General features: G+C 75.9%; 6 protein-coding genes. 2 read left to right on the forward strand and 4 right to left on the reverse strand.

The window, feature by feature from the left end:
• Window positions 1–181, reverse strand: a 181-nt coding sequence (locus ABD317_RS27140; protein ID WP_344292904.1) for a hypothetical protein, incomplete at its 3' end; no start/stop codon positions are given.
• Between the two features lie 18 nt (window positions 182–199).
• Window positions 200–1,318, reverse strand: coding sequence for an isoaspartyl peptidase/L-asparaginase family protein (locus ABD317_RS27145; RefSeq protein WP_344292906.1), 1,119 nt, complete (start codon window positions 1,316–1,318; stop codon window positions 200–202).
• Window positions 1,319–1,512: 194 nt separating this feature from the next.
• Here ABD317_RS27145 and ABD317_RS27150 point away from each other — a divergent pair, with 194 nt between their 5' ends.
• Window positions 1,513–5,343, forward strand: a complete 3,831-nt coding sequence (locus ABD317_RS27150) for a S8 family serine peptidase (RefSeq protein WP_344292908.1) — start codon at window positions 1,513–1,515, stop codon at window positions 5,341–5,343.
• A 138-nt stretch (window positions 5,344–5,481) separates the two neighbouring features.
• On the opposite strand, the gene ABD317_RS27155 is transcribed toward ABD317_RS27150, so the two are convergent.
• The gene (locus ABD317_RS27155) at window positions 5,482–6,498 is read right to left on the reverse strand and encodes a helix-turn-helix domain-containing protein (protein ID WP_027751971.1); all 1,017 of its coding nucleotides are present in this window, start codon (window positions 6,496–6,498) and stop codon (window positions 5,482–5,484) included.
• A 245-nt stretch (window positions 6,499–6,743) separates the two neighbouring features.
• Between ABD317_RS27155 and ABD317_RS27160 the strand changes: the two genes are divergently transcribed.
• On the forward strand, window positions 6,744–10,070 hold the full coding sequence (locus tag ABD317_RS27160) for a S8 family peptidase (protein WP_344292911.1): 3,327 nt from the start codon (window positions 6,744–6,746) through the stop codon (window positions 10,068–10,070).
• On the opposite strand, the gene ABD317_RS27165 is transcribed toward ABD317_RS27160, so the two are convergent.
• Window positions 10,055–10,928: ABC transporter ATP-binding protein (locus tag ABD317_RS27165; RefSeq protein ID WP_344292913.1), on the reverse strand; the 874-nt coding region annotated here is incomplete at its 5' end. The genes ABD317_RS27160 and ABD317_RS27165 overlap by 16 nt on opposite strands.

Raw genomic sequence — 10,928 nt, forward strand, 5'->3', positions numbered from 1 at the left:
GCACCCGGGCCCGTAACAGCCGGGGGCGCGGACGAGGGTGGGCCTGCGGTATCCGGTGCTTGCGGTGACGCACGGGGATCTCCTTGCCGGTGGCGGGTGTCCGGCCGGCCGGCGCCGCGCGGGGGCCGGGCGCGTCCGGTACGGCGGGCACCAGGCTGGTGGAGCCGGCGGCGGGAGACAAGCCCCCGCCGCCGGATCTTCACTCGTCGGCGAAGATCTTCACCACGATCTCGCCGTCGGCCGTGGCGTAACCGCGGTACATGCCGGAGGTGTTGAAGGTGAACGCGAGGTTCCGGCGGGAGTCCAGCGCGATCACCCCGCCGGTGTCGTTCCCGCCGAGCGCCTCGGTCTTGTCGATCGCCGCCCCGGCCGCCCGGGACACCGACCGGCCCAGGTACTCGACCTGCGCGGAGATGGTGTGCGTGACGGCCTCGCGGATGAACAGCTCGCCGGTGCCGGTCGCGGACGCCGCGATGTTGCCGTTCTTCGCGTACGTGCCGGCGCCGACGATCGGCGAGTCCCCGACGCGGCCGACGGGCTTGTTTGTCAGCCCGCCCGTGGACGTGCCGGCGGCCAGGTCGCCGTCGTCGTCGATGGCGACGGCGCCGACCGTGCCGGTCTCGCCGAAGTCGAAGTCCGACTCGCCGCCCTTGGCGGCCATCAGCGACTCCCAGCGCCGCTCGGTGAAGAAGTAGTCCTGGGTCACCAGGTCGATGCCGCGGTGCTGGGCGAAGCGCTCGGCGCCCTCGCCGCTCATGAGCACGTGCCGGGAGTTGTCCATCATCTCCCGCGCCAGCGAGATGGGGTTCCGGATGTGCGTCACGCCGGTCACCGCGCCGGTGTCGAGGGTGGCGCCGTCCATGATGGACGCGTCCAGCTCGTTCTCCGCGTCGGTGGTGAACACGGCGCCCTTGCCGGCGTTGAACAGCGGCGAGTCCTCCAGGACGGTGATCGCGGCCTCGACGGCCGCGGTGCTGGACTTCCCGCGGGCCAGCGCCCGCTGGCCGGTGCGTACCGCCTCGGTGAGCTTGGCGCGGTACTCCCGCTCCAACTCGGGGGACATGTCCTCGCGCCGCAGCGTGCCGGCGCCGCCGTGGACGGCGAAGACGACGTCGCGGGCCCGCTCGCCGGTGTTGGGGTCGCCGGACTGCCCGGAGTCCTGGACGGTACGGGTGCCGGCCGACCCGGCCGGCCCGGCGCCGTCGGCCGCCGCGCCCTGCTGCGGCGCGGCGGCCGCGCCCAGGGCGGTGACCGGGATGATCACGACCGCCGCGGCCAGCAGCGCGGTACGTGCGAGCGTCGATGTCCTGCGAAACATGTGCCGCTCCTCTCGCTGGTGCACGTCACTACCGGCGGCCGGACGCACGTGCCCGGCTGCCGGAGCGAGCATGACGACGTACGGGCCGGCTGCCAAGGCGCCGTGCCCGCGCCGCTGTCGTACAGGCGACATGTCGCAAGCCCGGCACGCCGGAGATCGTGACAGCCGGCCCGCGGGGACCGAATGCTTGCCCCGTGCATCTACGACGAGTACAGCTGCCGGCGCTCGCCACCGCGGGCGCGCTCCTGGTCACGCTGGCGCCCTCCGCGACCCAAGCCGCCGCCGCACCCGGTGGCGCGCCGGTCCCGGACCGGGCGTCCGGCTCCTCGCTCAGCGCCGTCACGCTCGTCACGGGCGACCGCGTACGGCTTGAGCGCTTCCCCGACGGCCGCCAGGCCGCCACCGTGACGCCACGCGACGGCGCTCCCGACGGCGGTGAGGACGGCGGTGCCGCCGGCGGCTTCGAACAGGTGGAGATCGACGGCGACCTGCACGTCATCCCCTCCGACGCGATGCCGTACGTGGGCTCCGGCGCGCTGGACCGCGACCTGTTCAACATCACCGAACTGGTCGAGCAGGGCTACGGTGACGGGCGCAGCAAGCGGATCCCGCTGATCGTGTCGTACGCGAAGGGGGCCCGCGCCGCCGACGCCGCGGAACTGCCCGGGACGACGGCCGGCGCCGCGCTGCCGAGTCTCGGCGCCCGGGCTGTCGAGACCGGCAAGGACAAGGCCGACCGGTTCTGGGCGGCCGTCGACGACGACCGCGAGCACGTCCGGACGGCGGCCGAGCCGCGGCTCGCCGGCGGCATCGAACGCATCTGGCTGGACCGCAGGGTCAGCGCCTCGCTCGACCGCAGCGTGCCGCAGATCGGCGCGCCCGAGGTCTGGCAGGGCGGGCACGACGGCACCGGCGTCACCGTCGCCGTGCTGGACACCGGCGTCGACGCCGAACACCCCGACCTCAAGGGCCGGGTCGCCGAGGCCCGCAACTTCTCCGACAGCCCCACCACCGGCGACGCCTTCGGCCACGGCACGCACGTGGCGGCCACCGTCGCCGGCACCGGCGCCGGGGCCGACGGCTCCCGCAAGGGCGTCGCGCCCGGCGCCCGGCTGCTGGTCGGCAAGGTGCTCGGCGACGACGGCTACGGCTCCGAGTCGCAGGTGCTCGCCGGCATGGAGTGGGCCGCGGAAGCTGGCGCCGACGTGGTCAACATGAGCCTCGGCACCGACGCGCCCACCGACGGCACCGACGCGCTCAGCCTCGGCCTGAACCGGCTGACCGCCGAGACCGGCACCCTCTTCGTCGCCTCGGCCGGCAACACCGGCCCGCGCTCGGCCACCGTCGGCTCGCCCGGCGCGGCCGACGCCGCGCTCACCGTGGGCGCCGTCGACCGCGACGACGCGCTGGCCGACTTCTCCAGCCGCGGCCCGCGCGTCGGCGACCTCGCCGTCAAGCCCGACATCACCGCGCCCGGCGTGGACATCGTCGCCGCCCGCGCGGCGGGCACGTCCATGGGCACCCCGGTGGACGACCTGTACACCGCCGCCTCCGGCACCTCCATGGCCGCGCCGCACGTCGCGGGCGCCGCCGCGCTGATCGCGCAGCGGCACCCCGACTGGACCGCGCGGCAGCTCAAGGACGCGCTGGTCAGCACCGCGCAGCGGCACGACTCCCGGACGGTCTACCAGCAGGGCGGCGGGCGCGTGGACGCCGCCCGCGCCGACGCGCAGCAGGTGTACGCCACCGGCACCCTCGGCTTCGGCGGCGTCGACGAGGGCGGCGAGCCGGTGCGGCGCGAGATCACGTACACCAACGCCTCCGACGCGCCCGTCACGCTGCAACTCGACGTCTCCCTGCGGGCCGGGAGCGGCGAGCCGGTCCCGGCCGACGCCGTCGGGCTGCCGGACGGCGACACGGTGGAGGTCGCCGCGGGCGGCACCGCGACCGTCCCCGTCACCCTCGACCCCGCGGGGCTGCGCCCCGGCCGGTACGGCGGCTACGTCACCGCCACCGGCGGCGGGACCGTCGCCCACACCACCATCGGAGCCGTACGCGAGGCACCCACGCGCACCGTCACGCTGCGCGGCGTCGACCGCTCCGGCAAGCCCGCGTTCGTCAACCCCGTCACGCTCTTCGGCGAGGACGACCGCTACGACGTCGTCTCGTACATCCCGGACGGCAGGTCGATGACCGTCGAGGTGCCGGAGGGCGACTACTTCCTGCACGCGGTGATCTCCGACAAGGTCGTCAACGGCAGCGTCGACAGCCTGGTCGTCGACCCGCAGCTGACGGTGGACCGCGACCTGGAGGTGGTCCTCGACGCCCGCGAGGCGAACGAGGTCCGGATCGAGACCCCGAAGCCCGCGGTGCAGGAGGCCGTCATGAGCTTCTACAGCCACCGCGAGTTCGGCAGCCGCAGCATCTCCCACGGGCACATGGAGTTCAGCGTCGACGGCCGCAAGCTCTACGTGACGCCGACCGCCAGGGCCCGCGAGGGCGTCTTCGAGGTGTCCTCCCGCTGGCAGCTGGAGGCGCCGATGCTCACGGGCAGCGTGCGCTGGCGGGGCGGGCACGCCCCCGTCGACGCGATCCGGCTGATGGGCCGCTCCCCGGCCCTGGACGGCACCCGGCGGCTGCCGCTGGTGGACGCCGGCACCGGTACGCAGGCGGAGTTCGACGCCCTCGCCGACGACGGCGTGGACGTCTCCCGCGCTGCCGTCCTGGTCGACGGCGACAGCCCGCAGGACGAGAACGTGGTCCGCGCCGCCGCGGCCGCCGGGGCCCGCTACGTGATCGTCGCCGGCCCGGAGGGTTCGCCCGCCTGGAGCGTGTGGCGGCCCGGCGGCACCCGGCTGCCCGCGGTGGCCGCGATGGTCCGGCACGACGTCGGCGAGCGGCTGCGCGCGGCGCTGGCCGCGGGCCGGGCGACCGTCGCGCTGCACGGCACCCCCGCGAGCCCGTACCTGTACGACGTGATGCAGGTGGCGAAGCAGCGGGTGCCCGAGCGCGTGGTGCACCGGGTGAGCGACGCGAACACCGCCACCGTGCGGACCGGCTACCGGGACTCCGGCGGCACCCCGTGGACGAAGGAGCAGCGCTTCGGCTGGCGGCCCTGGATGGGCACGGCGATCAACCAGTACCAGCGGCACGTGCCCACCCCGCACGAGCGCACCGAGTACGTGAGCGCCGGCGACACCCTCTGGCGCCACAACGTCCACCACCGCTACACCTACGACACCTTCAACCCGCTGGCGGGCGGCATGATCCAGCCGGCCCGCACCTACCGGCCCGGGGAGCGGGTCCGGGAGAGCTGGTTCGCGCCCGTCGTGCGGCCCGCGATCCCGCGCGGCGTGCCGGGGCTCACCTCGTACCGCGAGGGCGACCAGCTCACCCTCCGCATCCCGGAGTTCGCCGACTCCGAGGACGGCCACTACAGCCGCCTCGACGGCGGCGACTGGGGCGGCGTGCCGGCGGACGAGGCGTCGGCGGCGCTGTACCGCGACGGCGGGAAGCTGGCCGAGGGCCGCACGGCCTGGGGCGCCTTCCCCGCGGGCGGCGACGGCGGCGAGGGCGCGTACCGGCTCGACCTCGCGGTCGACCGGACCACCCCGGAGTGGCACACGTCGGTGAGCACGCGCACCAGCTGGTCGTTCACGGCCGACCGCCCGGCGGCGGGGGAGCAGGAGCTGCTGCCGCTGCTCCAGCTGGACTACGACGTGCGGACCGACGCGCGGGGCGCGGCGCCGGACGGGCGGATCGTGCCGATCGGCATCACGGCGCGGCACCAGGACGGCATCGACGGCCTGCGTGTCAGGGGGATGGAGGTCTCGGCCTCCTTCGACGACGGCGCCTCGTGGGACGACGCCCTGGTCATGCGCTGGTGGGACGGCGGCCACCGGGTGTGGCTGCGGCACCCCCGGGTCGGTGACGACGGCGGCTTCGTCTCGCTGCGCGTGAAGGCGTGGGACGACGCCGGCAACAGCGTCGAGCAGACGGTGAAGCGGGCGTACGCGCTGCGGTGACACCCTGCTGCCGCCGGTGCGGCCGGAGCGATCCGGCCGCACCGGCGCGCCGCCCGGCGGGCGTTCGTGCCGTACGGGCAGCCCTGCCGCGGGTGCGCGCGTGCGTTCCCGCCACGGAAACGGGTCCGGCTCAGCCGATCACGGCAGCCAGTCGCGGCGGGCCGCCTGCCACACCAGCTGCGCCCGGGTGTCCGCGCCCACCCGGCCCATCATGTCCCGCAGCCGGCGCTGCACCGTGCGCTGGCTGATGCCCAGCTGGGTCGCGATCGCCTTGTCCGCCAGCCCCGCCACCACCAGCGACAGCAGATAGCGCTCGTCCTCCGCCAGCGCCGGGCCGGGCGCCCCGGCGCCGTCCCCGAGGCCGGCCAACCCGCCCGCCCCGGTGACGTGCAGCGGGGAAGCCGCCGCCCACTGGCTCTCGAAGAGCGCGATCAGCGCGTCCAGCAGCGCGCTGCTGCGCACCACCGCCACGGTCGGCTCGCCGAACCTGCTGTCCGCGCTCGGCACCAGCGGGCACAGCGCCAGCGCCCCGTCCGCGACCATCAGCCGCACCGGCAGCGCGCTCGCGGCCCGCGCCGCCTCGCCCGCGCGCACGCCCAGCGCCACGTTGTCCAGCATCCCGGGCTGCTCCAGCAGCGCGCGCTCGTAGATCACGCGGTAGCGCACGCCTTTGGCGAGCATCTCGAACTCCTCGTCGTTGTCCTCCGACGGCATCGCCACGTGCCCCGCCTTGCAGAGCGCCAGCACCTCGCGGCGCGCGCCGTACGCGAGGTCGCGTATCTGCTGCCGGATCGCCGCCACGCCCGTGACCACCTCGACGAGCTGCCGCCCGTCGCGCCGCCGGCCGCCCGCCCGGAACTCCTCGGCCAGCTCCGTCACCCCGCGCCTGGCCCGTTCGAGCGCCTCCTGGCCGCGCAGCAACCGCGGCCCGAGCGCCACGTCCGGCGCCACCGGCACGAAGTGCCCCGACCCGCCCGGGCGTTGCTCCGGCCCGCTGACCAGCCCCTTCTCGTGCAGCGAGGTCAGCAGTGACTCCGCCCGCCGCCGGTCGAGGCCCAGCTCGCCGGCCACGGTCCCCGCGTCCGCGCCGTGCAGCCCGACCAGCAGCCGGTACACCCGTTCCTCCGTCGGTTCGACGCCCGCCGGTTCCAGCACCGTCTCTCACGCTCCTTCCGCCGGGTCTCCGCCGCCGTACCCCGTACGCCCGTCTGACCAGTGGCCGACATGGCGACAAGTCGCCAGTGGAAACCGCTTCCTGGGCGCCGGACCAGCGGGTTACAACCCGAGTCATGCATCGTTCGCTCCGGCGTTACCTGCCTGTTCGCCTCGCCGTGCTCGGCTGCCTCGCCTCGTTGCTGGCCACCGTGCCCTCTCTAGCCACAGCGCTGCCGCAATCGCCAGTGTCACATCCGGCTCCGTTCGCCACCGCAACCACCGCCGCCCCGGGGGCCTCCGCCGGCGCCCCGTCCGGCCCGGACGGCGCCGCCGCCGCGGGGGCCGCGCCGGGCACCGAGGTCACCCTCGTGACCGGCGACACCGTCACCCTCGGGCCCGGCACCGACGCCGGCCCCGGCGTCTCCGTGGCGCCCGCCGAAGGCGCCGGCGAGGGCGTGTCGTTCACGACCCTGCACGACGACGGCGACGTGTACGTCGTCCCCGACGACGTCGCCGGCCTGGTGCCGCGCGTCCTGGACATCGAGCTGTTCAACGTCAGCGCGCTGGCCCGGATGGACTACGACGACGCCGCCACCGACGCCCTCCCGCTGATCGTCCGCGGCCCCCGCCCGCTCGCCGCGCTGGACGCCGCCGCCGACAGCCGCAGGCTGCCCAGCATCGACGCCGCCGCCGTGGACGTGCCCAAGGACGCGGCCGCCGCGTTCACCGAGCGGCTCACCGCCCCCGCCGGGCCCCGGGCCGCGGCCGGGGTGACGAAGGTGTGGCTCGACCGCGAGGTCCGCGCCGCGGAACTCGACTGGAACCTCGGCATGATCGGCGCCCCCGGAGCCTGGGGGAGCGGCCTGAGCGGCGCGGGCGTCGACGTCGCGGTCCTCGACTCCGGCATCGACACCGACCACCCCGACCTGCGCGGCCAGGTCGCCGCCGCCCGGGACTTCACCGGCGGCGGCACCACCGGCGACCCCCACGGCCACGGCACGCACGTCGCGTCCGTCGTCGCCGGCACCGGCGCGGCGGCCGACGGCGACCGCCGCGGTGTCGCCCACGGCGCCCGGCTGCTGAACGCCCGGGTGCTGGACGGCGAGGGCCAGGGCCAGTCGTCCTGGGTCATCGCGGGCATGGAGTGGGCCACGGCGCAGGGCGCCGAGGTGGCGAACCTCAGCCTCGGCGCACAGGCCGGCCAGGGCGACGACCCGGTCGCCCTGGCGCTGGACGCGCTGACCGCGGACACCGGCACCCTGTTCGTCGCGGCGGCGGGCAACTCGGGCCCGTTCGGGGCCACGGTCGAGTCGCCGGGCATCGCGGGCAGCGCGCTGACCGTGGGCGCCGCCGTCGCCACGGGCAGGCCGGCGCACTACTCCAGCGTCGGACCGACCCGCGGTACGTTCCGCGCCAAGCCCGACCTCATGGCGCCGGGCTCCGGCATCGTCGCCGCCCGCTCCGGCGGCGGCACGGCCGACCCGTACACGTCGATGAACGGCACCTCCATGGCCGCGCCGCACGTCGCCGGCGCCGCCGCGCTGCTGCTGGAGAAGCACCCCGGCTGGGGCTGGGAGCGGGTGAAGACCGCGCTGATGACCACCGCCGACGGCGACCCCGACCGGACGGTGTCGCAGGTCGCCGGCGCCGGGATGCTCGACGTGCCCGGGGCCCTCACCGACACCCTCGAATTCGACCGCGGCGCCGTCGACTTCGGCTACCTCCGCTACCCCGGCGGCACCGGGCCGCAGACCCTCGAACTCTCCGTCACCAACCACGGCGCCCGGGCCGAGCGCCTCGACCTCTCCGACAACGCCCGCGACGTCTACGACGACGCCGCGCCCGACGACCTCGTCACCCTCAGCCCCGCCCGGCTCACCGTCGCGCCCGGCGAGACCAGGAAGATCACGGCCACCCTCACCCCCGCCGCGGCGGAGCCGCGCGTCTACCAGGGCGGGGTCGTCGTGCAACGGGAGGGCCGCGACACCGTCACCCTGCCGCTCAACGCCTACCTCGAACCCCCGCGGCACGACGTGCGGCTGACCGTGCTGGACCGGAACGGCGAGCCCTGGGCGGGCGGCACCGTCTGGGCCGGCAACATGGACGACTTCCACCCGGTCGGCGGCGGTGGCTACCAGGCCGTGCACCTCGACGGGAACGGGCAGGGCACCGCCCGGATGCTGCCCGGCCCGCTCAGCCTGATGGCGAAGGTGGAGACCCCGGCGGGCGAGGGCCGCCCGGCCACGGTCTCCTTCGCCGGCTCGCCGGAGGTCATGCTCGACCGCGACATCGAGTACACCATCGACGCCCGGAAGGCGAAGCGGCTGAAGCCCGCGCAGGTCGCGGGCGCGAGCACTCGGGTCGGGCACGCGTCCGTCCACTATCAGCGCCGCGACGCCGCCGAGGGCATCGGCCTCGGCGAAGCCGTCTACGCCACCGCCGAGGAGATCGCCGAGGGCCGGGTGTTCCTGCAGCCGACCGGCCCGGTCGAGCGCGGCACCGCGGCGTTCGAGACCCGCTGGCGGCTGGACGCGACGGGTCCGGAGCGCGGCCGGAAGGCGGACGTGTACGCGCTCGTGCTCGGCGGCGAGCAGATCCCCGACCCGCCGGTCTACGACGTCTCCCGCGCCGAGGCCCGCGACCTCGCCCGGCTGACGTCCGACTACCGCGCACTGCACGGCAGCCCCGCCGAGTACGCCGGGACGCGGCACGTGCAGTCGACCCGGATCTCCTCCTCCTTCACCGTGCGCGAGCCGCTCGACGTGCCGCAGCGCAGGACCGAACTGCTCAGCGCCGGCCCGGAGGTGAGCTGGCGGCAGTGCGTGCTGGCGCCGCCGGCGGCGGAGACCTCGCTGTGCGGGCCGACCGAGACGTACCGGCACGGGGAGCGGCGCCGGCCCGTGTGGTTCCGCGGCACGGCACCGGCGGTGGTCTCCGGCGTCCACTACGGCGGTTCGCTCTCGCTGCCCGTACGCCTCAGCGACGGCGAGCACCACGGCGGCCCGTGGGACCTGGGTGCGATCGGCTCCGAGAGCCTGCGGCTGTACCGCAACGGCGCCGAGGTGGAGCCGCGCACGCCCGGCAGCTCCTACTTCGACCTGCCGCCGGAGCCGGCGGTGTTCCGCCTGGAGCACACCGCGCGCCCCGACACCGCGCGGCTGCCGATCGGCACCCGGACGGAGACCAGCTGGACCTTCCCCTCCCGGGGGCCCGAGCCCGGCGGCCCGTCCACCAAGCCGCGGCTGCTCGCCGTGGACTACCGGCCGCCGACCCGCGACGACGGCTCCCTGCGCGCCGGGGTCCCGCTGGTGATGGGGGCGCGGCTGGTGTCCTCGGAGAGCCCGAGCGACTGGCGCGAGGAGAACGGCAGGCTGCGGCTGTGGGTGTCCACCGACTCCGGTGAGCGCTGGCACCGCATGCTGGCCCTGCCGCTCCCCGGCGGCTCCGTGCTGGCCGCCGCGCCCGGGGTGCGGCTGCGCGCGGGCGACACCGTCTCCCTCCGTGTCGAGGGCTCGGCCGCGGAGGGCCGGTCCGTCGACCAGACCATCGTCGACGCCTACCCGGTGCGCTGAGGCGCGCCGGGGGCGGCGACGGTGGCGGGGGCCGCTGCGTGACCGGCGGGCGCAGCGGCCCCCGACCCCGCCGAGGCGATGCGCAGGGCCTCCACCAGGTCGCGGTAGAGCACGTCGGCCGCCAGCAGTTCCTCGTGCGTGCCGCGGGCGCGGATCCGGCCCGACTCCATCACCACGATGGTGTCCGCGTCGATCACGGTCGACAGCCGGTGGGCGATCGTGACGACGGCGCCGGCCCGCGCCCGGGTGCGTATGCACTCGTGGACCGCGGCCTCGGTGAGCGCGTCGAGCTGGGCGGTGGCCTCGTCCAGCAGGAGCACGTCCGGCTCGCGCAGCAGCGCGCGGGCCAGGGCGATGCGCTGGCGCTCGCCGCCGGAGACGGCGGTCGAGGACAGCTCGGTGTCCAGCCCGTCGTCGAGGCTGTCGACCTTCTCGGCCAACCGCACGTCGCGCAGCACGCGGCGCAGGTCCTCCTCGCCGGCGTCGGGGCTGGAGAACAGCAGGTTGTCACGGATCGTGCCCGGGACGACCGGGGTGTCCTGCTCCACGTACGCCAGCCGGGAGCGGATCGCGGGGTGGCTCAGCTCGCGGTACGGCCGCCCGTCGAGGGCCAGTTCGCCCTCCTGGGGCTCCAGGAAGCGCAGGACGAGTGACAGGAGCGTCGTCTTGCCGGCGCCGGACGGGCCCACGACGGCGGTGTGCCCCCGGCGCGGCACGGCGAGGTCGATGCCGCGCACCGCGGGTTCGCGGCCCGGTCCGTACCCGGCGGTGACGCCGCGCAGTTCGAGCACGGCGGCGCCGTCCGACCCGCCGGGAGGCGGTCCGCCCGCCCGGCCGCCGGGCGCGGGGGCGGGCACG

This window comes from Streptomyces synnematoformans, from assembly GCF_039531005.1.
GTDB lineage: Bacteria > Actinomycetota > Actinomycetes > Streptomycetales > Streptomycetaceae > Streptomyces > Streptomyces synnematoformans.